The sequence below is a fragment of the Bradyrhizobium sp. USDA 3262 genome, from assembly GCF_054060035.1.
In genome coordinates this window covers 257,119-282,691 of record NZ_JBSSCT010000001.1, presented here as the reverse complement: position 1 = coordinate 282,691, position 25,573 = coordinate 257,119, and the positions used below count along the sequence as shown (strand labels likewise).

The following is a 25,573-nucleotide window of genomic DNA, read 5'->3' as shown; positions in this document are numbered from 1 at the left end:
ATGCTTTGCGGGAAACCGCCCCGCGCCATTATTGAACAGCTCCAGTGCAGCATTTTCAAGCAATTTGGAGCCCCATCATGTCCGTCCTATTAACCGATACATGGTCGATCCCGCCGGTGCCCGCCGCCGACCCGGCCACTCCACATCATCAATCCAGCTCAGGAACGTCGCCAGGCGCTCCGCGCCCCGGATGGTGGAGCTTGCTTGACCGGCCGTTTCAGCGCATGGCGCTGCGCGCGATTGCCGATGACCCGCATCTGCTTCGCGATCTCGGCCTGACGCGCGAAGAGGCGCAGCGCGAGGCCTCCAGCCCGTTCTGGCGCTGAGACCAAACAGAAAGGAGAAACGGATGTCCGATCCGATCGTCTACGGTTTCCCACGCAGCAGTTTTGTCAACATCGTCCGCTTGATCCTCACGCACAAGGACGTAGCATACCAATTCCACGACCTTGAACCGGTCATGGGCAAGCCCGATCACCTGGCGCTGCACCCGTTCAACCGTGTCCCAATTCTGAAACACGGCGATCTCACCGTCTACGAGACGAGCGCAATCGCCGCCTATGTCGACAAAGCCTTTGGCGGCGTGTCGCTGACGCCGAAAGAGATCAAGGCGCGGGCACGCATGAACCAGTGGATCAGCGCTGTTAACAACTATTACTACCCCTACATGATCTATCACGTGACGCATGAGCGTCTGGTTTTCCCGGAGCTCGGCATCGCCCCCGACGAGAAGGTCGTGGCGCATGCGCTGCCCAAGGTCGAGATCGGGCTTGCGGTGGCCGAGCGCCAGCTTGCGCACGGCAAGGATTTTTTGCTCGGGGACGAGCTCTCGATTGCGGATTTCTATCTGCTGCCGAGCACGTTCGCCTTCAGCCTCACCGCCGAAGGGCAGTTGATGTATCCGAAATACCCGGCATTCTGCCGCTGGCGGGAACGCATGGACAATCTGCCCGCAACGCAAAAGGTTCGCGCCGTCGTGCAACGGGTGCCGATCGAACACGCGCGCGAATGGGCTACTTCGCACCGGCCGAAATATTGACCATCACTGTTCGCGTGCAGAGCGCCCGGTTCCGGGCCAGAAACCCGTTTGTTTCCGAACAAAGGCGATGACGGAGCGTTAGCGCAGAGCAAGAGGAAGGGACAACACCATGAAGAATTCCATATCGGTTGCGTTCATCTCCGCGGTCGCAATGACCTTCGCATTCGCCGGAAGCGATGCAAAAGCACAGTCTACGCCTGTCCAACAGGCCCAGCCGCCTCAGCAGTCGGAGCAAACCCGCGAGCAGGATCGCAGTCGCGCCGAGGACGTCAAGATCGGGCGTGACTGGAAGGCTCAAGGCGGCGAGAAGGACCACGCCGGCCAGGCAACACCTGACGACAGCCATCAGACTGTCGGTCGAGACTGGCGAGCCCATCCAGAGAACCGGGACCGCCAGTAGCTATCGAGGCGGAATTGGCGACGCTTGGTGCGCGGCGTGACCTTCGAAGAAGGAAAGCGGAAAGCCGAAGGTCAATCCCGCACGTATCTCGTTTACCGGATGGCCTCCTGTGAGCGCGTGCCGGACCGCGATGTCGAAGCTGAGGTCGTCGCGCACACGATAGATCAGCCCGACCAACCCCGAGAACGTCTCCTCCTTGCCAAACTCGTTCTCGTAGAAGATCTCGGCGACGGGGCGCACCGTCCAGGTCATCGGTCCTTCGACAATAGCACCCACGAACACGTCGCCATGATGGTCGCGAGTGATGGCTGTCTCGGCATTCAGGTGAATGGTGCCCCAATCCCAGCGCTGCGAGACGATGCCGGCCAAGCTTACGCCAACGCCCGAATTGCCGGTACTGTCAGGAAGAAGGACGCCAAATTCGGTCGCAATGCTCGGACCGGTCTTGTCCTGCAGGCTACCGGGTACGACCACGTGCTTGAGAAACGCTCCGGCTGCAGTCAGGCTGGTCAGCCCGGGCGGAGAGAGCGACGTTTGTCCCTGGCCTTCGAAGACGGCTTCCCAACTCTCGCTCAAACCGTAGTTGAGAACCCAGGCCGGCGCGATCAGGCTCGTTCCACTCTCATCACGCAAACGTCCGGCCGGCTGCAGCTCGACCTCCATCTCACCTTTCTTGGCAACGGCGGCATCGGTGCCATCGAAGGGGCGATAGGCCGAGGCGGGGTCAGACCAGGCGATCAGTCCAAGAGCGACCATGAAGCGAGGCGCAAGGCGTCTCGAGCTGCGAAAGCCCCGGCTGCGTTTCCACATGCGCCGTCTCCCCACAAAGTCGATCTCAAGGCATTGGCTTGAACACCCAGATTGCCGCCGGTCCGGCAGGCCCCGCGCGGACCGCAACAAACAGACGGTCCATCTCCGGCACAAAGAGCGATGTTCGTGCGCCCGTTGCCGTCGGCAGGCGCGCGATCAGTCGATAGGCCGCTTCATCAATCTCAAATACGTCGACGTATCCACCGCCGCAGCTCACATAAATGCGTCCGCGCTTTGCATCTACAAAGAGGTCGTCGGCATCGCCGCAAGTACCGGTGGCTGCAATCACCTTGCCGTCGTTCGAAAAGGCTGCAAGCTCGGCTGGGCTGCGATACACCAGGAGAACGCGACTTCGTTCGTGATCGATGGCCATCGCGAAATTACCGCCCTTGTCCAACGGCCAGCTGGTGAGTTGTTTCCCGGAAGCAACGTCCACCACCGCGACGGCTCGCGCGTCAGGCAGATTGACAAAGATACGCCCACTATCGGGCTGAAGCTGGAAGCTTTCCGGATGTGCCTTAAGGAGTAGGCTCCGAACCTTTGTCCGGGTGGATGGGTCGACGACTGCCAGGCCACCATCGCCATAGCCGACGATGACGCGCTTGGCCGCCGCGTCGACCCGGATATTGTCGGCGTCGCTGCCGAGTTCGATTCGCCCGGTCGCCTTGTATTCGTTGGCTTCGTACAGCTGCACCGATCCGTCGCGGGCGTTGGCGACGTAGAGGGTGTCGGTCGACGGCTCATAGCCGACGCCTTGGGGTTCGCTCAATCCGGTAATGGTTCGAAGCAAGCTGCGCGCAGCCAGATCGACGACGCCGACGCTGTCATTGCCGAGCTCGGCCACGAACAGTCGCTGCCGCTTCAGGTCGACCGCCAGGTGATCAATCCGACCGCGGACATCGCCGAGCAGGATTTTCGTTTCGAGCTGAAGGGGCGTTTTGTCTCCTGCCGGTTCAGCTGCCGCTGCCAGCGTCGGAATGAGGGCGTCGATGCGCCGGACGATCTGATCCCGGGCCGACTCATAATCATCGATACCCAAGGGAATGCCGGACCAGTAGGTCACGTCGGCCCGTCCGTGCCGCTCGGCGGGGATCTGATCGAACGCCACCACCTGGTCCGCCGCGGCCATGTCGTCCACGGTCAGCTGCTGCGGCGTGTTGGCCGCCTCCAGACCATCGAGTGCAAGGCCATCCTGGACCCTGACCGGTACCGACCGATAAAGGTCGATGCCGCGTGAGACCGCCCTGAATCGCAATCCACGCTCCTGGGCAGCCTTGTTGAAATAGGCCGCCGCCATCTGGCTGTTCACCACGCCGTGCAGGCAGACAAAGACAACGATCTTGCCATCGTCCGCCGGCGCCGGCCGAGCCGATGTCAGCGCGATCGCAAGCAATATGGCGGCAACGCGCAGCGTCGCCTGGGCACTCCTGAGCAGCGTTCGCGTCGTCAGCATCTCACTTCAGCCCGGTTAGCACCCACGCCGGTTGCAAGAGCGCCCCTGTCATTTCTTGCAGGCTTTCTTGCACATCTGATACTCGGACTCGCAGGTCGGCCCGGCATAGTTCTTCATGCACGCTTTTTGCTGATCGGCGCAGACCCGACAGCTGGTCTGGCCGATCGCAGCGTCCATCCCCACAAGAACTCCGACGACAACCATGGACATGACCGTGAGGCTTCGCATCGTCGATCCCTCCAAGACCAGAGTCAGCTTTTTGTCGTGGCCGTCTTGTCCAGCGCGGCGCGCAGGCCCTTGGCGAGCTTGATGGCGTCGTCATTGGCCCAGAAATGCATGAAGAACAGGCGCGGCTGTTCATCCAGCATGTGGCTGTGCAGCGCGGTGACGTCGATGCCGTGCGTCCGCAGCGCCATGATGACGGGGTTGACCTCGTCATTTGTCAGTACGAAATCGCCGGTGATCGCCGCCTTGCCGCCGCCGGTCGGCTGGAAGTTGATGCCGATGGCGACGCCCATCGGACCGACCGGGCTCAACGCCATGCCCTGTTCGGTGATCGGATCGCGGCGGGGCACGTTGAACTGATAGACGCCGCCATTGGCCTGACCCTTGACGCCGATGATCTGGTCGAGCTGCGCGGTATCGAGATCGATGGCCGGCGGCGGCGCGGCCGGCGCCGCGGCCGTGAGCGGCGTCTTGCTTTCCGCGAGGCCATCCCGGATCGCGGCGGCGAGCTTGACCGGGTCGCCGTGGCCGGCGACGTGCATGTAGAAGGTGGCCGGGCTCGCGCCAAGCAAATGGTTGTGCACGGCCGTGATCTGCAGGCCGTTTCCGATCATCTTCAGCATCACAGGGTTGATCTCGGATTCGAGCAGCACCAGGTCGCCCATCGCCATGACGCCGTCGTGCATGGGCTTGAAGGCGACCCAGCCACCGAGCGCCAGCGCCGGCTTGATGGTGACACCGTCGAGCGTCACCGCAAGGTCGCTCCGCGGAAAGCCGTAGCGATGCACGTCGCCAGTGACGGCGGGTTTTCTGCCCAGCACGTCATCGACCTTCTGCCAGTCGATCGCCTGCGCATGCGCCGACGAGACGAACGGCTCGGCGAACACCTGCCAGTCGATCTTTTGCGTGCTCCCGCCCGTGGCGAAGAGGCACGCACCGACGCCGATCAGGGCCGAAATCGTGTGTCGCATTGGATTGCTCCCTTGAACCTGGTTTTCGATGCGTCGGAGCCCGGCTCTATTGCTTCGAGAGCCCGACGATGGTCCGGAATCCGGCGATGCTCTGCACCGCGATTTCGACGGGATCGCCGAAGCGGACGGCATTGAAGATCAGGCCGTCCTGAACCTTGAACGATTCGATCCGGTCCGGAGACAGCCGTATCAGCAGCGCGTCGTTGCGTTCATCGACGCGATCGACGACGCCGCGCAGCGTCTCGCTCGCCTGCGGATGGACCGTCGCCGCCTGCAATGTGACGGCCGCGTCCTGCTGCTCGTCGAGGGCGGCCGGTACTGCCAGGGTTGCGCCCGGCCACAGCACCGCCATGCACAGGGCCACAATAGCTCTCATCATGATTGTCACTCCATCGATTGGTCGGCGACTTTCGCGCCCGCAAGCTCAGTCCCGCTCCTTGACTTGGCCGCTGCTGTCGATCACGAGCCGCACCGGCTTGCCGTTCTTCATCGCCTTCGCCGTCGTGCCCTCGGCCGTCGACTTGACGTCGGTGACCTCGGCGTAGCCGGCGGCGCGAAGCTTCGCGACGAGCTCGTCCTGCGTCAGGGCATGGGCCGGCATGGCCGCACCCGCGATCGTCAGTGCGAGAATCAAGTGGGAGAGTCTTCGTCTCTGCATGGTTGTTCTCCTGGTTGTGTTGTGCTGCCCCAGGTTCTTCCGATGCGTGCCGCTCCGCTCAGATGATGCCCGCGAGGCGTAGCAGCACGCCCGTGATGCAGGACGCGGCGAGGACACTGAGCATCCCGACATTGAAGCGGAAGATCGCGATCGCGGCGGCGATGGACAGCGCCAGCGCCGGCCAGTCGACGCTATCGAGCACCGGCGCGTCGAACGACAGGCCAAGCCCATGCACCGGCGAGGTTTGCCGAAACAGCGTGTGCAGCGCGAACCAGATCGACAGATTGAGGATCACGCCGACCACGGCGGCGGTGATCGCCGAAAGCGCGCCCGCCAGCGCCTTGTTGCCGCGCAGCGCCTCGATGTAGGGCGCCCCGACGAAGATCCACAGGAAGCACGGCGTGAACGTCACCCAGGTCGCGAGCAGCCCGCCGAGCGTGGCGGCAAGCATCGGCGACAGCCCGCTCGCCTCGCGGAACGCGGCCATGAAGCCCACGAACTGCACCACCATGATCAGCGGGCCGGGCGTGGTCTCGGCCATGCCGAGCCCGTCCAGCATCTCGCGCGGGCTGACCCAGTGATAATAGTCGGCCGCCTGTTGCGCGACATAGGCGAGCACGGCGTAGGCGCCGCCGAACGTCACCATCGCCATCTTGCTGAAGAAGATCGCGATCTGGGTGAACACGTCGCCGGGCCCGAGCGCAATGAGCAGGGCGAACACTGGCACCAGCCAGAGCGCGAGCCATATGGCGCCGACCCGCAAGGTGCGCGATGCGTTGGGACGGACATGATCCGGCACCGCTTCACCGAGCATGCTGTCGATCACGGCGGAATTCTTGCCGTCATGCTCGATTGCCGCAAATTCGCTCCGGCCGAGGCGTGCGCCGACCAGCCCGGTGACCGCGGCGGCTCCGATGATCAGCGGAAACGGCACGGCGAAGAAGAAGATCGCGACGAAGGCGATCGCCGCGAGCGCGATCATCACCCGGTTGCGCAGCGCGCGCTTGCCGACCCGCACCACGGCCTGGATCACGATGGCCAGCACCGCGGCCTTCAGGCCGAAGAACAGCGCCTCGACAAACCCGACATTGCCGTATGCCGCATAGATATAGCTGAGGCCCATGATGGCGAAGACGCCGGGCAGGATGAACAGCCCGCCCGCCACGATGCCGCCGAGCGTCCGGTGCAGCAGCCAGCCGATATAGGTCGCCAGCTGCTGCGCTTCCGGCCCCGGCAGCAGCATGCAGTAGTTGAGGGCGTGCAGGAAACGCCCCTCCGATATCCAGTTCTTCTCCTCGACCAGGATGCGATGCATCACCGCGATCTGGCCGGCCGGTCCGCCGAAGCTCAGGATGGCGACGCGCATCCAGACCAGCAGCGCCTCGTTGAAGGAGATGCCGTGCGCGGGCTCATGCCCGCGCGCCTTCGCTGTCGTTGCGACGTCCGTCATGGCTTCACCTTGCTGGTCGGCCAGTTGTGCGTCTCCTTGGTCGCGTCGCGGCACCATCGGTAGAAGGCGTCGTAGAGCAGCAGCCCGGCGCTCAATTGCTCGAGGTCGTCGTCGAACATGCGCGAGAGGCCGAGCGAGGCGGCGAGCAGCCCGGGCGCCTCTGGCGAAAGCTCGAGCCGCGCTGTATCGGCCGCCCGCACCATCGTCGCGAGCCGCTCCAGCGCCGGCGTCGCGAGGCCGAATTCCTTGACCATCACGTCGAAGGTGCAGAGCTCGCCGCGATGGCTCCAGAACACGTTCTCGATGTCGAACGGCGTGGCGTCGAACCGTTCGGCGACCGCCTCCACCTCGGCCGATGTGACGAACAGGAACACCGCCGCGGGATCGACGAAGCGGCGGATCAGCCATGGACAGGCGATGCGGTCGATCTTCGGCCGCGATCGCGTCACCCAGACGGTGCGGCCCCGCCCGTCGCGTTTCGGAATCTTGTCGGCGGGAACGGTCGGTAGCTCCGCCTCCCGCCAGCCGAGGTGGCCGCCCTCGAGAATCTCGGCCGTGATGTTGCTGCAGCGGAGCCAGGCGGCGGTGCCTTCGGCGAGCTTCTGCCCCTTCTGGCAGACCACGACCACGGACTGGCCGGTGAGGCGGGAAGCCCAGTCCTGGACATCGCGATGGGAGTAACGGACCGCGCCCGGGATCAGGCGCGGATCGGCGGCGAAATCTTCATCGAGACGAACGTCGACGAGCGTCGGCGCCTTGGCCGTGCCGATGAGACGGGACAATTTTTCGGATGAGATCGATGTGTATGACGACATGGTGCGCCCTTGGTGAAAGGACGCGATTCTTGGGCATGTCGCCTCGCGGGGAGATCGCACATCCCCGTAGCCGCATCAAAAACCCTGATCTCCGGGCTGTCAACCTGACTTTGCCAAATCCCGCAGCAATCGCCGATCGACAGTCACGAAAACTTCATCGCGCAGGTTGGAACGAACATCCGCCGCAGGAGCGGCGCGCTGCCCCCTCCCAATCGCCAACCGAAGCTGGCTCAAGCCGATGGGTCACCTCTCCATCTCCGGCGAGTTGCGAATAGGAACATACAATTCGTTGCCGAGTTGCGCGGTGGCAGGGACCAGCTCAGGTAGACGCCGGACACTGCGAACGTGTCGCGCTCCCGCCTGCATTCATTGGAGCAATGCCGATTGATGGACAGTCATTATTGGCATGCGACGCCTGTTGCGCTTGTCGCCATGCTGCTCATCACAACAACCGGCGGCGCTCGCGCCCACGATCATCAGCACCCCGACTTGAACGGTTGGTACGAGGGCTTGCATAGCAGCAAAGGTCCCTGCTGCGATGGCACGGATGCGCAGCACATTGACGACGTCGACTGGGAAACCAGGAACGGCCATTATCGGGTGCGCATCGATGGTGAGTGGGTTGACGTTCCGAACGAAGCCGTCGTGCCCGGGCCGAACCTGTCCGGCCGACCCATCGTGTGGCCCTACTACATAGACGGTCACCCGAAGGCGCGTTGCTTCATGCCTGGAAGCATGGGCTGACGCCCGTCGCTGACATCCCGCCCGCCATGCCTCGATGCGCCGCCCGGCCGGCCGACAGCGTGGTTGACCAATATAGGGTACCCCCCTATATTACATTCATGTCGCATACCATCAAGCACAAGTCCAAGCTCGTCGGCCGGGTTCGCCGCATCAAGGGCCAGCTGGAGGCCGTCGAGCGCGCGCTGGAGTCCGAGATTGGTTGTGCCGACGTGCTGATGCTGGTGGCCTCGGTTCGCGGCGCCATCAACGGGCTCACCGCGGAATTGCTCGAGGATCACATCCGTCATCACGTCGTGGATCCCGCCCGGGAGAAGGATCCCGACAAGGCGCAGGGCGCCGCTGACCTGATCGACGTCGTTCGTACCTATTTGAAGTGAGTGCCATGACCGACCTGTCTCAGCTGCTCCAGCAGGGCAGCGCGCATGCATGGCTGTTCGTACCCAGCGCGATCCTGCTCGGCGCGTTGCACGGGCTCGAGCCCGGCCACTCCAAGACAATGATGGCGGCCTTCATCATCGCGATCCGCGGCACCGTGGTGCAAGCGGTGTTGCTCGGCCTGTCGGCGACGATCTCGCACACCGCCATCGTCTGGCTGGTCGCGCTCGCCGGGCTGCACTTCGGCCAGCAATGGTCCGGAGAGCGCAGCGAAGCCTGGCTGCAACTGGTGTCGGCGGTGATCATCATCGCGATTGCGGCCTGGATGGCCTGGCGCACCTGGCGCGAGCAGACGGCCGAACACGATCACGATCATCACCATCACGACGAAACGCGGCGGCTGGTCCTGGCCGGACAAGCGCTGTCGCTTGAGGTCTTCGAGGACGGCGTGCCGCCGCGCTGGCGGTTGCGAAGCGAGGCCGGAGCGCTGCCGGCGGCCGGCGACGTTGACGTCGTGACGATCCGTCCCGACGGCAGCGAGCAACGCTTTCGTTTCGCCGGCCACGACGGCTATCTGGAAAGCATCGACGAAATTCCGGAGCCGCATGCGTTCAAGGCGCGCGTCTCGGTGCGGGCGGACATGGCGGAAGTCCTGTTCGAGGAGCACGACCATGCGCATATGGATCTCGTCGACGAGGACGACGCGCATGCGCGCGCGCACGCCGCCGACATCCGCAAGCGCTTTGCCGGGCGCACCGTCACGACGTGGCAGATCATCCTGTTCGGCCTGACCGGCGGCCTGATTCCGTGTCCGGCGGCGATCACCGTGCTGCTGCTCTGTCTCCAGCTCAAGCAGTTCAGCCTCGGCTTCGTGCTGGTGCTTTGCTTCGGCATCGGGCTTGCGATCACCATGGTCTCCGCCGGTGTTGCGGCCGCGCTGAGCCTGCGTCATGTCGAGCGCCATTGGGCCGGCTTCAGCCGCTTTGCCCATCGCGCTCCCTACGTCTCGGCGGCGCTGATCGTGCTCGTCGGCCTCTATACGGGCTGGCTCGGGTTGCACGGGATCACGGCGTGATCCGGGATCACGGCCTGATCCGCTTCGCCCCACTTCCATCTTGAAACCTGCGCGCGGTGGTCTAGATTTGCCTTGAGGGGACAAGGCAGACTCCCCGTGAGACCTCGGTCCAAGCTCTGCGCGACATTCACCGTCGTGGAGCTTTCACATGGACACCGAACCACACACACATCTTCGTTCCGAAAATCGTCGTTGCAAAATCGCCATCCTGTCGCGTGGCGACGCCGCGTCGCGACGGGAGGCGACGGCGCAAAACAGCCGTTTCGTCCGCGTCTTCGAAGCGCTCGCCGCCTCGGACATCGAGGCCGTTCCCGTCGTCTATGACGAGACATTCGCCGATACCGTTCGCGACCAATTGCTGACCATGGACGGCGTTCTCGTCTGGGTCGATCCGATCCATCAGGGCAAGACCCGCGCCGCCCTCGATCCGCTGCTGCGCGAGGTCGCGGCGAAGGGACCGTGGGTCAGCGCACATCCCGACGTCATCCTCAAGATGGGCGTCAAGGACGTGCTGTACCGGACGCGTCACCTGGGCTGGGGCGCCGACACCCATCGATACGCCACGGTCGATGCGTTCCGCGCCGAATTCCCCTCGCGCTTGCGCGCGGGCGGTCCGCGCGTGCTCAAGCAGAACCGCGGCAATGGCGGGCAGGGCGTCTGGAAGGTGGAAACCGTGCCGAACACCGACGCGACGATTCGCGTGCTTCATGCGCTGCGTGGCAGCCGGCCGGAGGAGATGTCGCTGGTTGACTTCATGGCGCGCTGCGAGCCGTATTTCGGCTGGGGCGGCTGTATCGTCGATCAGGCATTCCAGCCGCGCCTGCCCGAGGGCATGATCCGTTGCTATGTCAGCGGATCGAAGGTCGCGGGCTTCGGGCACCAATTGATCAAGGCCTTGATCCCGCCGCCCCCGCAAGGCCCGGATTCTCCGGAAGCTCAACCTGGACCGCGCATCATGCACGGCCCCGATGCCCCGCAATTGCAGAGGCTGCGAAGGTTGATGGAGGACGAATGGATCCCGCAAATGATGGCCGCGCTGGCGATCGATGAAGCGTCGCTGCCGGTGATCTGGGATGCCGATTTCCTCTACGGTCCGCGCGACGTTGATGGTGCCGACACCTATGTGCTCTGCGAGATCAACGCGAGCTCGTGCTTTGCGATCCCCGACGAAGCGCCGGCGGCGATCGCGCAAACGGTCGGGAATCGCATCGGCCGGAACATGGCGAGCGTGAGGTGAGCACGCCCTCCAGGCTCCCTCTCCCGCATTCGCCAAGAGGCGACGGCGGATAGGAGGGGGAGGGAGCCTGCCGCCGATGCTTGACGCACGCGTGGGTCGTCAATCAATTTGTTCTGATTTTCGGAATTCAACTTGACAGGTCCCCCAACTCAGATGTTCAATACATCCATCTCACCCGATCGAGGGGCGCTTCGCGGTCGTCACGAACGCGGCGTGGGATGCGGTGGACGCCGAGCGTGGTGCTGACGAGAGCGCGCGAAGCGGACGGTGAAGTCGTGTGGTCCTGACGCCCTAGCGGCAGGTGTCTTTTCGCATTGCGCGATGCGCGTTGTGAAGACGGTGACAACAAAGCCCAGTCTCACCGGGGAGAGCACGTATAAGCCGTAGCCCATCGCGCAGGGAAAGCCGGGCTGCTCCGGTTACACCTGTGGTCCTACCGCCGAGCTTTCTACCCATTGCTCGGGGCCCATGGGTGCGATCGGCGCCCGGCCTTCCATGCGCCCTCTGTCCAAGAGAGGGCGGAACGAACAGCAACGCTCGGACAAAATCGTGTCGCGAGAATGTGGATGTATGGCTCACAGATCGTGCAACACACTCGGCGTCGTCCCGGCGAAGGCCGGGACCCATTACCCCAAATGCCAATGATCGCGCGACGCTGGGGCCACAGCCTTCTTCAACTACTCGACCCTGTGGTTATGGGTCCTGGCTTTCGCCAGGACGACAACGATGAGTCCCCTCCACAACAACCGCCGCGGAGTATGGGTCCCTGCTTTCGCAGGGACGACGGTTGTGTTTGCGGCGCGCCCGTCAATCTCCCTCAGCAGCGCCACTCACCACTCGTCCCGCGACCCCGAAGCGCGTGCTTCGGGCTACCCATTGCCAGTCCGATCTTCTATGGTGAACCGTTCGGGTCGCATGAGGCGAACTCGATAAATCCATGATATCAAAGGCTTAAGGCTCTAATCGAAGCCTTTGGAGGGCGGTTTGACGCGGTATATCTCGACCAGGGGTGAGGCCCCGGTGCTTGGCTTCTGCGACGTGATGCTGACCGGGCTTGCCCGCGACGGCGGGCTCTACGTGCCCGAGACCTGGCCGCAGCTGTCGCCCGAGACCATCGCCACCTTCTTCGGCCGTCCCTATTGGGAGGTCGCGGTCGAGATCATCCGTCCGTTTGTCGCCGGCGAGATTTCCGACGCCGAGCTCGGCCGCATGGCCAACGAGGCCTATGCCACGTTCCGTCATCCCGCGGTGGTGCCGCTCGATCAGGCCGGGCCGAACCAGTTCCTGCTAGAGCTGTTCCACGGGCCGACCCTGGCGTTCAAGGACGTCGCGATGCAGCTGATCTCGCGGCTGATGGATCACGTGCTGGCCAAGCGCGCGCAGCGCACCACCATCGTGGTCGCGACCTCGGGCGATACCGGTGGCGCCGCGGTCGAGGCTTTTGCCAATCTCGACAATGTCGACCTCGTCGTGCTGTTCCCGAACGGCCGCATCTCCGAAGTGCAGCGCCGCATGATGACGACGACCGGCGCCGCCAACGTCCATGCGCTTGCGATCGAAGGCACCTTCGACGATTGCCAGGCGCTGGTGAAGGCGATGTTCAACAATCATCGCTTCCGCGACACGGTGGCGCTGTCGGGCGTCAACTCGATCAACTGGGCGCGCATCGTCGCGCAGGTGGTCTATTACTTCACCTCGGCGGTCGCGCTCGGCTCGCCGCAGCGCACCGTCGACTTCACGGTGCCGACCGGCAATTTCGGCGACATCTTCGCGGGCTATGTCGCGAAGCGGATGGGGCTGCCGATCCGGAACTTGCGCATTGCGGCCAACGTCAACGACATCCTGGCGCGCACGCTGAAGACCGGCATCTACGAGGTGCGCGAGGTGCACGCCACGACGTCGCCGTCGATGGACATCCAGGTGTCGTCGAACTTCGAGCGGCTGTTGTTCGAGGCGAGCGGCCGCGACGCCGATCAGGTCCGCCGCCTGATGGCCTCGCTGAAGCAGTCCGGCCGCTTCGTGCTGCCGGATGCGACGCTGGCCGCCGTGCGCCGTGACTTCGACGCCGGCCGCGCCGACGAGACCGAGACGGCGGCGGCGATCCGCGCCGCCTGGCGCGAGGCCGGCGACCTCGTCGATCCCCACACCGCGGTGGCGCTCGCAGTCGCCGACCGCGACACCTCCGATTCCAGGATTCCGAACATCGTGCTGTCGACCGCGCACGCGGCCAAATTCCCCGACGCGGTGGAAGCCGCCTGCGGGGTGCGTCCGCAGCTGCCGGTCTGGCTCGGAGGCCTGATGAGCAAATCCGAACACATCACGGTCATGAAGAATGATTCTGCCGAGGTCGAGCGCTTCGTGCTGTCGGTCAGCCGTGCTGCCAAGCAGGGAGTTGCCTGATGGGCGTTGAAATCACCAAGCTGCCGAGCGGCCTGACAATCGTCACCGACACCATGCCGCATCTGGAAACCGCGGCGCTCGGGGTCTGGGCTGGCGTTGGCGGGCGCGACGAGAAGCCGAACGAGCACGGCATCTCGCATCTGCTCGAACACATGGCGTTCAAGGGCACGGCGCGGCGCTCCTCGCGCGAGATCGTCGAGGAGATCGAGGCGGTCGGCGGCGACCTCAATGCCGGGACCTCGACCGAGACCACGGCCTATTACGCGCGGGTGATGAAGGCGGATGTGCCGCTGGCGCTCGACGTGCTCTCCGACATCCTCGGCAACCCGTCATTCGTGCCGGACGAGCTGGAGCGCGAGAAGAGCGTCATCGTGCAGGAGATCGGCGCGGCGCAGGATACGCCCGACGACGTCGTGTTCGAGCATCTCAACGAGCTCTGCTATCCGGAGCAGCCGATGGGGCGCTCGCTGCTCGGCACCGCCAAGACGCTGAAGGCCTTCGACCGCGACATGCTGCGCGGCTATCTCTCGACGCATTACCGCGCCCCCGACATGGTGGTCGCAGCCGCCGGCGCGGTCGATCATGCGCGGATCGTCGAGGACGTCACGCAGAAATTCGCAAGCTTCGACGCCACGCCGGCGCCGAAGCCGCAGGCCGCGATGTTCGGCAAGGGCGGCTCGCGGGTGGTGCATCGCGACCTCGAGCAGGCGCATCTGACGCTGGCGCTCGAAGGCGTGCCGCAGACCGACCCGTCGCTGTTCTCGCTGCAGGTCTTTACCAACACGCTCGGCGGCGGGATGTCGTCGCGGCTGTTCCAGGAGGTGCGTGAGAAGCGCGGGCTGTGCTACTCGATCTACACCTTCCACGCTCCCTACACCGACACCGGCTTCTTCGGCCTCTACACCGGGACCGATCCGGCCGACGCACCGGAAATGATGGAAGTCATCGTCGACGTCATCAACGACGCGGTCGAAACCCTGACCGAGGCCGAGGTCGCCCGCGCCAAGGCGCAGATGAAGGCCGGCCTGTTGATGGCGCTGGAAAGCTGTTCATCCCGGGCCGAACAATTGGCACGCCATGTGCTAGCCTATGGCCGGCCGCAGACGGTGGAAGAACTGGTGGCGCGGATCGACGCGGTCAGCGTCGAATCGAGCCGCAACGCCGCCCGTGCCCTGCTGGCGCGCAGCCGGCCCGCCGTTGTCGCGCTCGGCAGCGGCAGGGGTCTGGACACGGCGGTGGCTTTTGCGGAAGGATTGACGAAGTCGAAGGCAAAGACGCTGCTGCATTAAGAATTCTGCTTACCTCGCCCCGCGCTTGCGGGGAGAGCATAGGCCGCCTACCGGCGGCCGTTGACGGACATACGCCGAGGCGGAGCCTCGGCTATGGCCGAAGGCTTCGGGTGAGGGGTAGAGCCGCAAAACCGAATCTGCGGTAGGACCCCTCACCCCGACCCTCTTCCCGCAAGGGCGGGGCGAGGGAGAAGTGGCGGGGAGTGTTGGGCCATGGCCCTGTTTCGTTTGCCGTCCAATGGACCCGCTGCACTGATGCCGCGCGGTCACGGGCTCTTGCTGCGCGCCCCGCAGATGTCGGATTTCCCGCAATGGGCGCAGTTGCGCGAATTCAGCCGCGCCTATCTCACGCCGTGGGAACCGATCTGGCCCTCCGACGACCTGACTCGCGCCGGCTTCCGTCGCAGGCTGCGCCGCTACACCGAGGATATCGCCGCCGACCGCTCCTATCCGTTCATCATCTTCCGCGAATCGGACGGGGTGATGATCGGCGGCATCACGCTCGCCAATGTGCGGCGCGGCATCGTGCAGGCCGGCACCATCGGCTATTGGGTCGGCCTGCCGCACGCCCATCGCGGCTACATGACAACGGCGCTGCGGGTGCTGCTGCCCTCGTTGTTCGGCGAGCTCAATCTGCACCGCATCGAGGCGGCCTGCATTCCCTCCAATGCCTCGTCGATCCGGGTGCTGGAGAAGTGCGGCTTCACCCGCGAGGGCCTGGCGCGGCGCTATCTCTGCATCAACGGGATCTGGCAGGACCACCTGCTGTTCGGCCTGCTGCACGAGGATTTCCGCGGCTGAATCATAAGCCTATTGGCTGATGACGATCCCGATTCCATGCCTTGGGTTCGCCGCCATTGCCTTGCTATAACGCCCGCGAAACGGGGAACCGGGCTTGGAGATTTGAGGATATTGATGGGTGACAGGGTGATCAGGTTCGCGCTCGCGGCGGCGGTATCGATCGGTCTCGGTGCCACCCTGCTGCCGTCGGCAGCTTCCGCGCAGTCGCTGAGCGACCGTTTCAAGAGCCTGTTCGGCGGCGGCTCGTCCGACCAGGACAAGCCGTCGACGCCCGCAGCGCCGCAGCAGCTCAACGATGCCGACGCCGAGCTGACCTGCCCACCGGTGCAGATCCGCTCCGGAGCCTCGACCTATTCGGTGGCCGCGAACGGCAAGGAAGCGGTCGGCAACGACGTCAAGTTCCTGGCTTCGATCACGCGCACGGCGCGGCAATGCAATCTGAATAGCGGCCAGATCACGGCCAAGATCGGTATTCAGGGGCGGATCATTGTCGGTCCCCAGGGCGCGCCACCGAGCATTCAGGTGCCGCTTCGCGTCGCCGTGGTGCAGGGGGGCGTCGGCGAGAAGACGATCATGACGAAGGCCTACACCACCACGGTGCAGATGGACGAGAGCGGCAGCGTGCCGTTCAGCCTAGTCGCCGAGGATGTCGTGTATCCGGCGCCGTCGCCGGCCGACAACGACAATTACATCTTCTATATCGGCTTCGATCCGCAGGCCCTGAAGCCGGAGCCCAAGCCCCGCGCGCCGCACAAGAAGAAGTAGGCGCAAGAGAAAAAGAAAAGGCCGGCGCGATCAGCTCGCGCCGGCCTTTTCTGGAAGGAGTTGAGATCGCGTCAGTTCAGCTTGGAGCGGACTTCGGCGATGCCCTTGCCGACGAGGTCGTCGGCAACCGAGCCCCTGACCGATTGCGACAGGATGGTCGAGGCGGCGGTCACGGCGGCGTTGGCCGCGGCGGCGCGGACATCAGCCACGGCCTGCGCCTCGGCCTGGGCGATCTTGCTCTCCGCGGTCTTGGTCCGCCGGGCGACAAAATCTTCCATCTTGGTCTTGGCCTCGGCCGCGATCCGCTCGGCTTCGGCCTTGGCGTTGGAGATGATCTCCTCGGCCTCGCGCTCCGCGCTGGCGCGGCGCGCCTTGTACTCGCCGAGCAGCTTATTGGCCTCGTCCTTCAGACGGCGGGCGTCTTCCAGCTCGGCCTTGATGCGCTCGGCACGGTGGTCCAGCGCCGTCAGCAGGGTGCGATGGACGCCGAGATAGCCGAACACGACCAGCAGAATGACGAAGGCGATCGCAACCCAGGTTTCCGGTTCGTAAAACATCGTCTATCCCTTCAGCGACGCGTCGACGGCGCTGTTGACCGCATTGGCGTCCGGCGTGACGCCGGCGAGTTGCTGGACGATGGCACCGGCCGCATCCGCCGCGATGCCGCGGACGTTGCTCATGGCGTTGGTCCGGGTCGTTGCGATCTGCTTCTCGGCGTCGGCGAGCTTTGCCGCCAGCTTCTCTTCCAGCGCCTTGCGCTCGGCTTCCGAGGCCGCGTTCAGCTTCTCGCGGGTCTCGTTGCCGATCGCCTGCGCGTTGGCGCGCGCATTCGCCAGCTCGGTCTCGTAGGCCTTCAGCGCCGCGTCGGACTCGTCCTTCAGCTTCTGCGCCTCGGCCAGATCGCCCTCGATCTTGTTCTGACGTGCGTCGATCGTCCCGCCGACGCGCGGCAGGGCGAAACGCGACACGATCAGGTAGAGCGCGACAAATGCAATCGCCAGCGACACCAGCTGCGAGGCGAAATTGGACGAATCGAACGGCGGAAAGGTTCCGCCGTGATGTCCGCCGTCGGTCTCGGTGTGGGCGCCGGCTTTCTGGCCTTTTGCCTCGCCATGACTCTCAGCCATGGTGTTCTCCTGTTGCTGTCATGCGCGCCGCCCTCGGGATGGTCTTTGGGACGACCTTTGGGCGGCGCGAAGGGGTTACCGCTAATGCGGAACCGGGTTACCGCATAGCGGAACCGGGGTGCCGCTCAGAGCGGAACGAACAGCAGGAGCAGCGCGATCAGCAGCGAGAAGATGCCGAGCGCTTCGGTCACGGCGAAGCCGAAGATCAGGTTGCCGAACTGGCCCTGAGCGGCCGACGGATTACGCACCGCAGCGGCGAGGTAGTTGCCGAAGATGATGCCCACGCCGACGCCCGCGCCGCCCATGCCGATGCACGCGATGCCCGCGCCGATAAGTTTTGCTGCTGCCGGTTCCATATGTAGCTCCTTGAGAAAGATAGACAGATTGGTGGGTGGAGATTCCCCGGACCGCTTAGTGTCCCGGATGAATGGCGTCGTTGAGGTAGATGCAGGTCAGGATCGCGAACACGTAGGCCTGCAGGAACGCGACCAGCAGTTCGAGGGCGTACAGCGCAATCGTGAGAGCCAGGGGCAGCACGCCGCCGACCCAGCCGAGCGCGCCCAGCGAGAAGCCGAGCATTGCGACGAAGCCCGCGAACACCTTCAGCGCGATGTGGCCGGCCAGCATGTTGGCGAACAGACGAACGCTGTGCGAGACCGGCCGCAGGAAGAACGACAGGATCTCGATGAACATGACCAGCGGCAGGATGTAGATCGGAACGCCGTGGGGGACGAAGATGCTGAAGAATTTCAGGCCGTTCTTGTAGACGCCGTAGATCAGGACGGTGAAGAACACCAGAAGCGCGAGCGCCGCGGTGACGATCAGATGACTCGCGATCGTGAAGGTGTAGGGAATGACGCCGACCAGGTTCGAGACGCAGAGGAACATGAAGAGCGAGAAGATCAGCGGGAAGAACTTCATGCCTTCCGCGCCGGCCGTGCTGCGAATCGTGGTGGCGACGAACTCGTAGGAGATTTCGGCGACCGACTGCAGCCGTCCCGGAACCAGTTCCCGGCCGCTCGCCAGCATCAGCAGCGCGATCAGCAGCACCGCGATGAACATGAAGAGCGACGAATTGGTGAAGGCGATCGTGTGATTGCCGATGTGGCCGAGCGTGAAGAGGGGCTCGATATTGAACTGGTGGATCGGGTCGATTTTCATCCGCGCGGCTCTTGGTCCACCGGCTATCGTGCCGGTAATCGAATTTCAAATGTCGTGACTTCCCGCCAGCGCTCAGCGCTTGCCCGAGGCCACGCCCGCGGACCTCACCACGTTGACCACCCCGGCGACGAAGCCGAGCAGCGTTAACACGATGAAGCCGAATGGCGACGTCGACAGCAAACGGTCGAACCCCCAGCCAATCGCCGCTCCGACGGCAACGCCCGCGATCAGCTCCGAGGAAAGGCGAAAACCGAGCGCCATCGCCGAAGCTCTGGCGGCACTGTCCCCGCTTTCATTACCGGATTGATCAGTCTTGCTCCTGCGGCTGTCGCGAATTTCTGACAACCGATGATCGAGACTTCCGAGCCTTGCGGAAAGCGCAGCTTCGTCAGGAGGCGATTGATCGCGACTTCCATTTGCGCCGTCGTTGGTGTTCTCAGCCATGCTGCAAACACTAACCGATGCCGCGGATGATGGAAATTGCGCCCGTCCCCGTCAAAAGCCGCGCGGACCATACTTACCGCGTCTAATCAAGTCAAGATTGCGTCGTCACCAGTTATTGCTTTGATTCTGCTGGTTTTATTTGGAGATATTCAAGGTCAGAGTGACGCAGTGATCGCAGTGCAACAGCTTGCGTGGCATTGAGCGATATTGCGTGGCTTTTCCCGCTCTGCTGGGATCGCCGAAAGTCCCGTCCTCTCATGCAGTCAGGTTCCGCATGCCGCGCCAGATCGATTACTACTTCTCGCTGCAATCCCCCTGGGCCTATATTGGCCACAAGCCCTTCGTTCGACTCGTAAGCACTTACGATCTCAAGGTAAATTACCGGCCTGTGCTGCTGGTCGATCTGTTCTCGGAAACGGGCGGGCTGCCGCTCGCCAAGCGCCATCCGGTGCGGCAGCGCTATCGGATGATCGAGTTGCAGCGCTGGCGCGACAAGCGCGGGCTGAATTTTCATCTGCAGCCGGCCAACTGGCCGTTCAACGGGCGCCTTGCCGATGGCGTCGTGATCGCGGTGCTCGAGGCCGGCCTCGACCCCGAGCCCTTCCTGCAACGGGCTTATCCTGCGGTCTGGGAGCAGCAGCTCAACCTTGCCGATCCCGCGACACTGGTGAAGCTCGCCGATGATGCAGGTTTGCCCGGCCGGCAGCTGGTGGAGCGCTCCGGCACTGAAGCGATCAGCGCGACCTATGAGCAGAATCGCCAGAATGCACTGGACGCCGACGTGTTCGGTTCGCCCGGATATGTGCTCGATGGCGAGGTGTTCTGGGGCCAGGACCGGATCGAATTGCTTGAAGACGCGTTGAAGTCGGGCCGCAAGCCCTATAGCTCTGTTGTGTAGGGGCAGGAAGGTTGAGGCGGAGCAAGCCATGCCCATCGCGATGTCGCCGTCCAAATTGTCCATCGCAATTGCTGCCATCCTGATTGCAAGCGGCGGCGCGGCGATCGCGCAAAATGCACCGGACACCGAGAATGGCCGCTACGCCTTGTCTCCGGCCGGCGACGGTTTCCTGCGGCTCGACACGCGCACCGGTGCGGTGTCGACCTGCACCAATTCCAGCGCCGGCTGGGCCTGTTACATGGTGCCGGACGAGTGGGCGGCGCTGGATGCCGAGATCGGGCGTCTGCAGGCAGACAATGACAAGCTCAAGGGCGAGCTTGCCGCGCGCGCACCGTCGGCCAAGACCGACGAGGCGTTGCCGAAATCGGATTCGTTGAAGAAGCCAGAGCCCAAGACCGAGCCGAAGAGCGCCGAGGGCGAGCGCAAGATCGAGATCCCGCTGCCGAGCGACCGCGACATGGATCGCATGATGTCGTTCGTGGAGCGGGCCTGGCGGCGGCTGATCGAGATGGCCAACCGCGTGCAGCGCGACGTCAATGGCGGCAAGATTTGATACGGCGTTTGCAACATCCACGGTGTCGTCCCGGCGAAAGCCGGGACCCATAACCACCGGAGCGTATGGTTACAAAGAATATCCACTCCGAGTCTTTGAACATGAGGGGCCGCGGAGTATGGGTCCCGGCTTTCGCCGGGACGACGAGTTGAGAGGCTGCAGATGAGTTCGGCGAAAATGATCACGCACTCGGCGCCGTCCTCCGTCGCGGCAACCAGCATCGTGTCGTCGCGATTGACGGTCGAAACGTCGGGCGCCGGCTTCACCGACATCTCGCGCGAGGTCGTCAAATTCCTGCGTGAGGTGCGCGCCGGCGAGGGCGCGGTGACGCTGTTCATCCGTCACACCTCGGCCTCGCTGACGATCCAGGAGAATGCCGATCCGACCGTGCTGCTCGACCTGATGACGGCGCTCGATCGCGCGGCGCCCGAAGACGGCGGCTGGCGTCACGACGCCGAAGGTCCCGATGACATGCCGGCGCACATCAAGACCATGCTGACGTCGACCTCGCTGCAGGTCCCCGTGCTCGACGGCGAGATGGCGCTCGGCACCTGGCAGGGCATCTATCTGATCGAGCACCGCGCCCGGGCGCACCGGCGCGAGATCGTGCTGCAATTCATCGGCGCCACGCGCTGACGCGCGCATGTCATCCGGCTTCGGCTCCTAAAACGACATCGGCCGCGGATCGCTCCGCGGCCGATGCATTTTGACTGGGATGTCGACCGGTCAGGTCTTGGTGATGTCGACGTCCTTGGTTTCCGGGATGAACAGCGCGCCGACCACGACGGTGATTGCGGCGAAGATGACCGGATACCAGAGACCGGAGTAGATATCGCCGGTCGATGCGGTGATCGCGAACGCGGTCGCCGGGAGCAGGCCGCCGAACCAGCCGTTGCCGATGTGATAGGGCAGCGACATCGAGGTGTACCGGATGCGGGTCGGGAACAGTTCGACCAGCATGGCGGCAATCGGGCCGTAGACCATGGTGACGTAGAGCACCAGGATGAACAGCAGGCCGATGACCGCGGCCACCTGCGGACGGAAGACATCGAACGGATGCGACATCTTCACGATGCCGGCGTCACCCGGCTTCGGATAGCCCGCCGCCTGCACCGCCGCGAGGATTGCGGGGTTCGACGTCTTGGCGTCCGTATACGGCACTTCCTTGTCGTTGATCAGGATCTTCACCGGCGAGCCGGCCGGGCCCGGCACCGTCGAGTATTTCACCGACGATTGGGCAAGGAAGGCGCGGGCGGTGTCGCAGGGCGCGCTGAAGACGCGGGTGCCGACCGGGTTGAACAGATCGCCGCAGCCCGCGGGATCCGCAACCACCTGCACCTTGACCGTCTCATAAGCCTTCTCCAGCGCCGGATTGGCGTTGGTCGTGATCATCTTGAAGATCGGGAACAGCGTGAGTGCGCCGATCAGGCAGCCCGCCAGGATGATCGGCTTGCGGCCGATCTTGTCCGACAGCGCGCCGAACACCAGGAAGAAGCCGGTGCCGAGCAGCAGGGACCAGGCGATCAAGAGGTTGGCGGTATAGCCGTCGACCTTCAGGATCGATTGCAGGAAGAACAGCGCGTAGAACTGGCCCGTGTACCAGATCACCGCCTGGCCCATGGTCAGGCCGAGCAGCGCGAGGATCACGATCTTGGCGTTGCTCCAGGTCGCGAAGGCCTCGGTCAGCGGCGCCTTGGAGGTCTTGCCCTCCTCCTTCATCCGCTGGAACACCGGCGATTCGTTCAGCCGCAGCCGGATCCAGACCGAGATGCCGAGCAGCAGCACCGACACCAGGAACGGAATGCGCCAGCCCCAGTCGGCGAAATCCTTTTCGCCGGTGAGGGTTCGCGTGAACAGGATCACCAACAGCGACAGGAACAGGCCGAGCGTTGCCGTGGTCTGGATGAAGGAGGTGTAGTAGCCGCGCTTGCCGGGCGGGGCATGCTCGGCGACATAGGTCGCGGCACCGCCATATTCGCCGCCGAGCGCGAGGCCCTGCAGCAGGCGCAGCGAGATCAGGATGATCGGCGCCGCGATGCCGATGGTCTTGGCGTTGGGCAACAGGCCGACGATGAAGGTCGACAGACCCATGATCAGGATGGTGACGAGGAAGGTGTATTTGCGGCCGACGATGTCGCCGACCCGGCCGAACACGATCGCGCCGAACGGGCGCACCAGGAAGCCCGCGGCGAATGCCAGCAACGCGAAGATGTCGCGGGTCGCCGGCGGATAGTCCGAGAAGAACTGCGCGCCGATGATGCCGGCCAGCGAACCGTAGAGATAGAAGTCGTACCACTCGAACACGGTACCGAGCGACGACGCGAGGATGACGAAACGCTCATCCTTTGTCATGCCGGCGGGCCGCGCCGAAGTTGCAGTCATAGTGGACATCTGGATTGCTCCCCCCGAAATATTGCTGCCATGCTCGCCCCCGGCTGGCGGGTGAGGCCCGAATAGGCCCTCGGCTTGAGATGAAGGTAACATCGCAGTGAAACCCGCCCCAATAAGACTTTTGGCCTTTTCAGGATCGAACCTATCTTCAGAAGGAAGAGCAGGATGGAACGCCTTCGCAGGCGTCTATTGCGGCGCACAAGCTGCGCGGGTTAACCGCGTTGGCATCTGGTATTATCAAGCGCTTGCGTGATACTGCCGCGCGGGCGAAAACCGAGCGACGCGGGTTTGCCTAAAGCCCGCTTGTGGGACTGAGATGACTGCTGCTGCCAATACTCATCTTGTCATCGCCGACGACCATCCGCTGTTCCGCGATGCGTTGCGTCAGGCGGTGTCGAGCGTCGTGAGATCGGCCACGATCAGCGAGGCCGGATCGTTCGAGGACCTGACCGCGCTGTTGGAGCGGGACTCCGAGGTCGACCTGATCCTGCTCGATCTGAGCATGCCGGGGATCAGCGGCTTCTCCGGCCTGATCTATCTGCGGGCGCAATACCCTGCGATCCCTGTCGTCATCGTCTCCGCCAGTGACGATGCCGGAACCATCCGCCGCTCGCTCGACTTCGGCGCCTCCGGCTTCATCCCCAAGCGCTTCGGCGTCGAGACGTTGCGGGATGCCATCATGAAGGTGATGGAGGGGGACGTCTGGGTGCCGCCGGACACCGATCTGTCGGCGGCCGGCGATCCCGACATGACGCGGCTGCGCGACCGGCTGGTCACGCTGACCCCGCAGCAGGTGCGGGTGCTGATGATGCTGTCCGAGGGGCTGCTCAACAAGCAGATCGCCTATGAGCTCGGCGTTTCCGAAGCCACCATCAAGGCCCATGTTTCGGCGATCCTGCAGAAGCTCGGCGTCGAAAGCCGCACCCAAGCCGTGATCGCCGCTGCCAAGATCGCCGGCGGCCAGTGGCGCCAGGGCACGCCGCCGACGTAGTCCCGAGCAACTCCAGCTGTGATCGCCGGGCTCGGGCCACGGCATTTGCGAGCCGATGGGTGGCGCGAGAGCGCGCCCGATGGCACGCTTCCGCGAAGCCATCCAGATCCCATTCAAACTGCGCATCGGTCGAAAACCGAGTATCCTGTCCGGCATCGGCCCGTGAGAGGCCGCATGCTTTTGGGGAGAACGCCATGATTTCCGTCACTCGCCTCGCCGGACTATCTCTGGCTGCGGCAATCCTTCTCGGTACCAGCTCTTTCAATTGCGCTCAGGCCAAGCCGTTGATGATCGTCGGCCTGGACGAGAAGCTGTTGTGGGACGACGACGGCAAGCCGGTGCTGTCAGCGCCCGGCAAGGATCAAGTGCTGATCGTCGATCTCGCCGATCCCGAGAACCCGAAGATTGCGGCTTCTCTCCCATTGAAGAACTCGGTAGTCGGTCCCCCGGTCAACGTCGCTATCGATCCGACCGGAACGGTGGCGCTGGTCGCGGATTCGGTCGACGTGGTGAAGGAAGGCGACGCTCTGAAGCAGGTGCCGGATAACAAGATCTATGTGATCGATCTCAAGGCGACCCCGCCCAAGCTGGCAGCGACCATTGCCGGCGGAAAGCAGCCATCAGGGTTGAGCTTCAGTCCCGATGGCAAGATGGCGTTGGTTGCCAACCGCGGGGACAATTCGATCAGCGTACTTTCGGTCAACGGCACTGACGTCAAGATCACCGACACGATATCGATGCCTGACAGTGTCGCACATGTCGCGTTCGCGCCAGACGGCAAGCACGCGCTGGTCGCGCGTTTTCCCGGGCACAAGATATCGGTGCTCGATATCGCCGGCGACAAAGTCACCTACACCAAGATAGACCTGCCGGCCGGCCAATGGCCTTATAACGTCGCAGTGACCCCGAACAGCAAGATCGCGTTGACGTCGGACAATGGCAACGCGGGCGCGTCGGACGGCAGCGTCGACACGGCCAGCGTCATCGATCTCGAAGCGAAGCCGCCGCGCATCATCGATCGCGTGGTGGTCGGCGATGGACCGGAGGGGCTTGGCGTCAGCCCGAAGGGGGATCTCGCAGTCTCGGTGATCCTGCGCGGCTCGAACATGAAGAATGCGTTCTTCCATGAGAAGAACGGCAGCGTCTCGGTCCTGAAGATCGACGGCAAGAAAGTGACCAAGACCGGAGATATCGAAGTCGGCGGACTGCCTGAGGCCGCGGTCTTCACGCCCGACGGAAAATACATCCTGGTCGGGAACTACCTCAGCCAGGATTTCTCGATCCTCAAGGTCGACGGAACCAACGTTACCGACACAGGCAAGCGCTTTCAGGTGCCAGGGCACCCGGCGTCGGCCGGAATGGGGCCGAACTGAACCGACACCTGGCGATCTTGCTGGAGCATGTGATTTTCGGTTGAGCCGGCCACTCCGCGGCTCGCTTCACCTCTCGCGCTTGCGGAGGGAGCACCGTGTCTTTGCGGCGCCTTCATGATGCGATTCGA

At 63.9% G+C, this 25,573-nt stretch carries 30 protein-coding genes; 16 read left to right on the top strand and 14 right to left on the bottom strand.

Features of this window, described 5'->3' with window-relative positions:
- Window positions 1–200: 200 nt before the first annotated feature.
- The 3 genes from ACVWYP_RS01340 (at window position 201) to ACVWYP_RS01330 (ending at window position 1,439) form a co-directional block, all read left to right on the top strand.
- Window positions 201–326: a hypothetical protein gene (locus ACVWYP_RS01340; protein ID WP_453945796.1), complete on the top strand. Its 126-nt coding sequence runs from the start codon at window positions 201–203 to the stop codon at window positions 324–326.
- Between the two features lie 23 nt (window positions 327–349).
- On the top strand, window positions 350–1,039 hold the full coding sequence (locus tag ACVWYP_RS01335; RefSeq protein ID WP_304497456.1) for a glutathione S-transferase family protein: 690 nt from the start codon (window positions 350–352) through the stop codon (window positions 1,037–1,039).
- Between the two features lie 109 nt (window positions 1,040–1,148).
- Window positions 1,149–1,439, top strand: coding sequence for a hypothetical protein (locus ACVWYP_RS01330; protein WP_304497455.1), 291 nt, complete (start codon window positions 1,149–1,151; stop codon window positions 1,437–1,439).
- On the opposite strand, the gene ACVWYP_RS01325 is transcribed toward ACVWYP_RS01330, so the two are convergent.
- The 8 genes from ACVWYP_RS01325 to ACVWYP_RS01290 all read right to left on the bottom strand — a co-directional run bounded on the left by ACVWYP_RS01325 (window position 1,440) and on the right by ACVWYP_RS01290 (window position 7,821).
- Window positions 1,440–2,249 carry a hypothetical protein gene (locus tag ACVWYP_RS01325; protein ID WP_304497454.1) on the bottom strand — a complete coding sequence of 270 codons (810 nt, stop codon included), beginning with the start codon at window positions 2,247–2,249 and terminating at the stop codon, window positions 1,440–1,442.
- A 25-nt stretch (window positions 2,250–2,274) separates the two neighbouring features.
- Window positions 2,275–3,702 carry an arsenate reductase/protein-tyrosine-phosphatase family protein gene (locus ACVWYP_RS01320; RefSeq protein WP_304497453.1) on the bottom strand — a complete coding sequence of 476 codons (1,428 nt, stop codon included), beginning with the start codon at window positions 3,700–3,702 and terminating at the stop codon, window positions 2,275–2,277.
- Window positions 3,703–3,750: 48 nt separating this feature from the next.
- Window positions 3,751–3,930 carry a hypothetical protein gene (locus ACVWYP_RS01315; protein WP_028338971.1) on the bottom strand — a complete coding sequence of 60 codons (180 nt, stop codon included), beginning with the start codon at window positions 3,928–3,930 and terminating at the stop codon, window positions 3,751–3,753.
- A 23-nt stretch (window positions 3,931–3,953) separates the two neighbouring features.
- Window positions 3,954–4,898, bottom strand: coding sequence for a DUF1259 domain-containing protein (locus ACVWYP_RS01310; RefSeq protein ID WP_304497452.1), 945 nt, complete (start codon window positions 4,896–4,898; stop codon window positions 3,954–3,956).
- 46 nt (window positions 4,899–4,944) lie between these two features.
- Window positions 4,945–5,250, bottom strand: coding sequence for a hypothetical protein (locus tag ACVWYP_RS01305; RefSeq protein WP_304497451.1), 306 nt, complete (start codon window positions 5,248–5,250; stop codon window positions 4,945–4,947).
- 72 nt (window positions 5,251–5,322) lie between these two features.
- A complete protein-coding gene (locus ACVWYP_RS01300) occupies window positions 5,323–5,556 on the bottom strand; it encodes a hypothetical protein (protein ID WP_304497450.1) in 234 nt (77 codons plus the stop codon).
- A gap of 58 nt (window positions 5,557–5,614) precedes the next feature.
- Window positions 5,615–7,006: a chromate efflux transporter gene (chrA, locus tag ACVWYP_RS01295; protein ID WP_304497449.1), complete on the bottom strand. Its 1,392-nt coding sequence runs from the start codon at window positions 7,004–7,006 to the stop codon at window positions 5,615–5,617.
- Window positions 7,003–7,821 carry a sulfurtransferase/chromate resistance protein gene (locus ACVWYP_RS01290; protein ID WP_304497448.1) on the bottom strand — a complete coding sequence of 273 codons (819 nt, stop codon included), beginning with the start codon at window positions 7,819–7,821 and terminating at the stop codon, window positions 7,003–7,005. The genes chrA and ACVWYP_RS01290 overlap by 4 nt, the downstream gene beginning before the upstream one ends.
- A gap of 387 nt (window positions 7,822–8,208) precedes the next feature.
- Here ACVWYP_RS01290 and ACVWYP_RS01285 point away from each other — a divergent pair, with 387 nt between their 5' ends.
- The 8 genes from ACVWYP_RS01285 (at window position 8,209) to ACVWYP_RS01250 (ending at window position 16,507) form a co-directional block, all read left to right on the top strand.
- The gene (locus ACVWYP_RS01285) at window positions 8,209–8,565 is read left to right on the top strand and encodes a hypothetical protein (RefSeq protein WP_304497447.1); all 357 of its coding nucleotides are present in this window, start codon (window positions 8,209–8,211) and stop codon (window positions 8,563–8,565) included.
- Between the two features lie 98 nt (window positions 8,566–8,663).
- A complete protein-coding gene (locus ACVWYP_RS01280; RefSeq protein ID WP_038384439.1) occupies window positions 8,664–8,942 on the top strand; it encodes a metal/formaldehyde-sensitive transcriptional repressor in 279 nt (92 codons plus the stop codon).
- Window positions 8,943–8,947: 5 nt separating this feature from the next.
- Window positions 8,948–10,015 carry a nickel/cobalt efflux transporter gene (locus ACVWYP_RS01275; RefSeq protein ID WP_304497446.1) on the top strand — a complete coding sequence of 356 codons (1,068 nt, stop codon included), beginning with the start codon at window positions 8,948–8,950 and terminating at the stop codon, window positions 10,013–10,015.
- Window positions 10,016–10,163: 148 nt separating this feature from the next.
- On the top strand, window positions 10,164–11,252 hold the full coding sequence (locus tag ACVWYP_RS01270) for a Cj0069 family protein (RefSeq protein ID WP_304497445.1): 1,089 nt from the start codon (window positions 10,164–10,166) through the stop codon (window positions 11,250–11,252).
- A gap of 984 nt (window positions 11,253–12,236) precedes the next feature.
- Window positions 12,237–13,652: a threonine synthase gene (gene thrC / locus ACVWYP_RS01265; RefSeq protein WP_026191928.1), complete on the top strand. Its 1,416-nt coding sequence runs from the start codon at window positions 12,237–12,239 to the stop codon at window positions 13,650–13,652.
- Complete coding sequence (locus ACVWYP_RS01260) at window positions 13,652–14,941, top strand: M16 family metallopeptidase (RefSeq protein WP_304497444.1); 1,290 nt, start codon at window positions 13,652–13,654, stop codon at window positions 14,939–14,941. The genes thrC and ACVWYP_RS01260 overlap by 1 nt, the downstream gene beginning before the upstream one ends.
- 213 nt (window positions 14,942–15,154) lie before the next feature.
- Complete coding sequence (locus ACVWYP_RS01255) at window positions 15,155–15,742, top strand: GNAT family N-acetyltransferase (protein WP_026191927.1); 588 nt, start codon at window positions 15,155–15,157, stop codon at window positions 15,740–15,742.
- Between the two features lie 114 nt (window positions 15,743–15,856).
- Window positions 15,857–16,507 carry a hypothetical protein gene (locus tag ACVWYP_RS01250; protein WP_304497443.1) on the top strand — a complete coding sequence of 217 codons (651 nt, stop codon included), beginning with the start codon at window positions 15,857–15,859 and terminating at the stop codon, window positions 16,505–16,507.
- A gap of 71 nt (window positions 16,508–16,578) precedes the next feature.
- Here the strand turns inward: ACVWYP_RS01250 and ACVWYP_RS01245 are convergent, their stop codons facing one another.
- From ACVWYP_RS01245 to ACVWYP_RS01225, 5 genes are all read right to left on the bottom strand, one after another.
- Window positions 16,579–17,064 carry a F0F1 ATP synthase subunit B family protein gene (locus tag ACVWYP_RS01245; protein ID WP_304497442.1) on the bottom strand — a complete coding sequence of 162 codons (486 nt, stop codon included), beginning with the start codon at window positions 17,062–17,064 and terminating at the stop codon, window positions 16,579–16,581.
- 3 nt (window positions 17,065–17,067) lie between these two features.
- A complete protein-coding gene (locus ACVWYP_RS01240; RefSeq protein ID WP_304497441.1) occupies window positions 17,068–17,634 on the bottom strand; it encodes a F0F1 ATP synthase subunit B in 567 nt (188 codons plus the stop codon).
- Between the two features lie 125 nt (window positions 17,635–17,759).
- The gene (locus ACVWYP_RS01235; protein ID WP_016847054.1) at window positions 17,760–17,990 is read right to left on the bottom strand and encodes a F0F1 ATP synthase subunit C; all 231 of its coding nucleotides are present in this window, start codon (window positions 17,988–17,990) and stop codon (window positions 17,760–17,762) included.
- 55 nt (window positions 17,991–18,045) lie between these two features.
- Window positions 18,046–18,795, bottom strand: a complete 750-nt coding sequence (locus ACVWYP_RS01230; RefSeq protein ID WP_028338954.1) for a F0F1 ATP synthase subunit A — start codon at window positions 18,793–18,795, stop codon at window positions 18,046–18,048.
- 72 nt (window positions 18,796–18,867) lie between these two features.
- Window positions 18,868–19,239 carry an AtpZ/AtpI family protein gene (locus ACVWYP_RS01225; RefSeq protein WP_028338953.1) on the bottom strand — a complete coding sequence of 124 codons (372 nt, stop codon included), beginning with the start codon at window positions 19,237–19,239 and terminating at the stop codon, window positions 18,868–18,870.
- 274 nt (window positions 19,240–19,513) lie between these two features.
- Here ACVWYP_RS01225 and ACVWYP_RS01220 point away from each other — a divergent pair, with 274 nt between their 5' ends.
- The 3 genes from ACVWYP_RS01220 (at window position 19,514) to ACVWYP_RS01210 (ending at window position 21,326) form a co-directional block, all read left to right on the top strand.
- Window positions 19,514–20,137 (top strand): 2-hydroxychromene-2-carboxylate isomerase, encoded by a 624-nt coding sequence (locus tag ACVWYP_RS01220; RefSeq protein ID WP_028338952.1) that lies wholly within the window; start codon window positions 19,514–19,516, stop codon window positions 20,135–20,137.
- 28 nt (window positions 20,138–20,165) lie between these two features.
- Entirely contained in the window at window positions 20,166–20,690 is a 525-nt protein-coding gene (locus ACVWYP_RS01215; RefSeq protein WP_304497440.1) for a hypothetical protein, read from the top strand.
- A 162-nt stretch (window positions 20,691–20,852) separates the two neighbouring features.
- The gene (locus ACVWYP_RS01210) at window positions 20,853–21,326 is read left to right on the top strand and encodes a secondary thiamine-phosphate synthase enzyme YjbQ (RefSeq protein ID WP_304497439.1); all 474 of its coding nucleotides are present in this window, start codon (window positions 20,853–20,855) and stop codon (window positions 21,324–21,326) included.
- 90 nt (window positions 21,327–21,416) lie between these two features.
- On the opposite strand, the gene ACVWYP_RS01205 is transcribed toward ACVWYP_RS01210, so the two are convergent.
- The gene (locus tag ACVWYP_RS01205) at window positions 21,417–23,081 is read right to left on the bottom strand and encodes an MFS transporter (protein WP_035631004.1); all 1,665 of its coding nucleotides are present in this window, start codon (window positions 23,079–23,081) and stop codon (window positions 21,417–21,419) included.
- A gap of 316 nt (window positions 23,082–23,397) precedes the next feature.
- Between ACVWYP_RS01205 and ACVWYP_RS01200 the strand changes: the two genes are divergently transcribed.
- Window positions 23,398–24,072 (top strand): response regulator, encoded by a 675-nt coding sequence (locus ACVWYP_RS01200; protein WP_028338948.1) that lies wholly within the window; start codon window positions 23,398–23,400, stop codon window positions 24,070–24,072.
- A gap of 194 nt (window positions 24,073–24,266) precedes the next feature.
- On the top strand, window positions 24,267–25,445 hold the full coding sequence (locus tag ACVWYP_RS01195; protein ID WP_304497438.1) for a YncE family protein: 1,179 nt from the start codon (window positions 24,267–24,269) through the stop codon (window positions 25,443–25,445).
- The last annotated feature ends 128 nt before the right edge of the window (window positions 25,446–25,573 follow it).

What these genes read in the sequence shown, in the direction of transcription:
- ACVWYP_RS01280 (WP_038384439.1), top strand. Translation starts at nt 8,664, where the DNA reads ATGTCGCATACCATCAAGCACAAGTCCAAGCTCGTCGGCCGGGTTCGC.
- ACVWYP_RS01250 (WP_304497443.1), top strand. Translation starts at nt 15,857, where the DNA reads ATGGGTGACAGGGTGATCAGGTTCGCGCTCGCGGCGGCGGTATCGATC.
- ACVWYP_RS01320 (WP_304497453.1), bottom strand. Translation starts at nt 3,702, where the DNA reads ATGCTGACGACGCGAACGCTGCTCAGGAGTGCCCAGGCGACGCTGCGC.
- ACVWYP_RS01225 (WP_028338953.1), bottom strand. Translation starts at nt 19,239, where the DNA reads ATGGCTGAGAACACCAACGACGGCGCAAATGGAAGTCGCGATCAATCG.
- ACVWYP_RS01330 (WP_304497455.1), top strand. Translation starts at nt 1,149, where the DNA reads ATGAAGAATTCCATATCGGTTGCGTTCATCTCCGCGGTCGCAATGACC.
- ACVWYP_RS01230 (WP_028338954.1), bottom strand. Translation starts at nt 18,795, where the DNA reads ATGAAAATCGACCCGATCCACCAGTTCAATATCGAGCCCCTCTTCACG.
- ACVWYP_RS01255 (WP_026191927.1), top strand. Translation starts at nt 15,155, where the DNA reads ATGGCCCTGTTTCGTTTGCCGTCCAATGGACCCGCTGCACTGATGCCG.
- ACVWYP_RS01215 (WP_304497440.1), top strand. Translation starts at nt 20,166, where the DNA reads ATGCCCATCGCGATGTCGCCGTCCAAATTGTCCATCGCAATTGCTGCC.
- ACVWYP_RS01305 (WP_304497451.1), bottom strand. Translation starts at nt 5,250, where the DNA reads ATGGCGGTGCTGTGGCCGGGCGCAACCCTGGCAGTACCGGCCGCCCTC.
- ACVWYP_RS01290 (WP_304497448.1), bottom strand. Translation starts at nt 7,821, where the DNA reads ATGTCGTCATACACATCGATCTCATCCGAAAAATTGTCCCGTCTCATC.
- ACVWYP_RS01245 (WP_304497442.1), bottom strand. Translation starts at nt 17,064, where the DNA reads ATGTTTTACGAACCGGAAACCTGGGTTGCGATCGCCTTCGTCATTCTG.
- ACVWYP_RS01200 (WP_028338948.1), top strand. Translation starts at nt 23,398, where the DNA reads ATGACTGCTGCTGCCAATACTCATCTTGTCATCGCCGACGACCATCCG.
- ACVWYP_RS01270 (WP_304497445.1), top strand. Translation starts at nt 10,164, where the DNA reads ATGGACACCGAACCACACACACATCTTCGTTCCGAAAATCGTCGTTGC.
- ACVWYP_RS01335 (WP_304497456.1), top strand. Translation starts at nt 350, where the DNA reads ATGTCCGATCCGATCGTCTACGGTTTCCCACGCAGCAGTTTTGTCAAC.
- ACVWYP_RS01220 (WP_028338952.1), top strand. Translation starts at nt 19,514, where the DNA reads ATGCCGCGCCAGATCGATTACTACTTCTCGCTGCAATCCCCCTGGGCC.
- ACVWYP_RS01315 (WP_028338971.1), bottom strand. Translation starts at nt 3,930, where the DNA reads ATGCGAAGCCTCACGGTCATGTCCATGGTTGTCGTCGGAGTTCTTGTG.
- ACVWYP_RS01195 (WP_304497438.1), top strand. Translation starts at nt 24,267, where the DNA reads ATGATTTCCGTCACTCGCCTCGCCGGACTATCTCTGGCTGCGGCAATC.
- ACVWYP_RS01310 (WP_304497452.1), bottom strand. Translation starts at nt 4,898, where the DNA reads ATGCGACACACGATTTCGGCCCTGATCGGCGTCGGTGCGTGCCTCTTC.
- ACVWYP_RS01260 (WP_304497444.1), top strand. Translation starts at nt 13,652, where the DNA reads ATGGGCGTTGAAATCACCAAGCTGCCGAGCGGCCTGACAATCGTCACC.
- ACVWYP_RS01300 (WP_304497450.1), bottom strand. Translation starts at nt 5,556, where the DNA reads ATGCAGAGACGAAGACTCTCCCACTTGATTCTCGCACTGACGATCGCG.
- ACVWYP_RS01235 (WP_016847054.1), bottom strand. Translation starts at nt 17,990, where the DNA reads ATGGAACCGGCAGCAGCAAAACTTATCGGCGCGGGCATCGCGTGCATC.
- ACVWYP_RS01275 (WP_304497446.1), top strand. Translation starts at nt 8,948, where the DNA reads ATGACCGACCTGTCTCAGCTGCTCCAGCAGGGCAGCGCGCATGCATGG.
- ACVWYP_RS01285 (WP_304497447.1), top strand. Translation starts at nt 8,209, where the DNA reads ATGGACAGTCATTATTGGCATGCGACGCCTGTTGCGCTTGTCGCCATG.
- ACVWYP_RS01205 (WP_035631004.1), bottom strand. Translation starts at nt 23,081, where the DNA reads ATGTCCACTATGACTGCAACTTCGGCGCGGCCCGCCGGCATGACAAAG.
- ACVWYP_RS01240 (WP_304497441.1), bottom strand. Translation starts at nt 17,634, where the DNA reads ATGGCTGAGAGTCATGGCGAGGCAAAAGGCCAGAAAGCCGGCGCCCAC.
- ACVWYP_RS01210 (WP_304497439.1), top strand. Translation starts at nt 20,853, where the DNA reads ATGAGTTCGGCGAAAATGATCACGCACTCGGCGCCGTCCTCCGTCGCG.
- ACVWYP_RS01325 (WP_304497454.1), bottom strand. Translation starts at nt 2,249, where the DNA reads ATGTGGAAACGCAGCCGGGGCTTTCGCAGCTCGAGACGCCTTGCGCCT.
- chrA (WP_304497449.1), bottom strand. Translation starts at nt 7,006, where the DNA reads ATGACGGACGTCGCAACGACAGCGAAGGCGCGCGGGCATGAGCCCGCG.